The organism is Pseudoalteromonas sp. c7(2019) (genome assembly GCF_011378625.1).
GTDB lineage: Bacteria > Pseudomonadota > Gammaproteobacteria > Enterobacterales > Alteromonadaceae > Pseudoalteromonas > Pseudoalteromonas arctica.
The window spans coordinates 1-409 of the sequence record NZ_WTKS01000096.1 but is presented as its reverse complement, the minus strand read 5'-3'; the positions used below and the strand labels follow the sequence as shown (position 1 = coordinate 409).

Below are 409 nucleotides of genomic sequence, written 5' to 3'. Positions count from 1 at the left end.
ACTTAGATATTTTTGATTTCTCGTTGTCTTTAGAAGATATTGCTATCGTTTCCTCATTAAATGAGAATTATAAACTATGTCTAGAATCAATTGCTTGCCCAGGTTTTTAATGAAAAATAAAATTCAAGTTTTAATGTTTAGTTTAATTGTTATTTTGTTTACTTCATTACTTTTAGGTAATGTTGTTTTTACGATATTTTTAAGCGTATTAATGATAACAGTACTAGTGTCGCATTTTATTAATGCAAAAGTACGATTGAAAATTCCTATCGAACTCAGTGTTTTTTCTTTGGATCCTACATTACCAAGGAATTTTGATTATTTAATTATTGGAGATAACTGTAATTTAGACGATATAGTGCCGAAAAATTCAAGTTCAATCTATTTTGTATCTCCGGATAGAACGCTG

General features: G+C 27.6%; 1 protein-coding gene. It reads left to right on the top strand.

Annotated elements, in window-relative coordinates:
- Positions 1 to 109: 109 nt before the first annotated feature.
- The coding region (locus GQR38_RS20440) for a hypothetical protein (RefSeq protein ID WP_206006362.1) at positions 110 to 409 on the top strand (300 nt) is incomplete at its 3' end.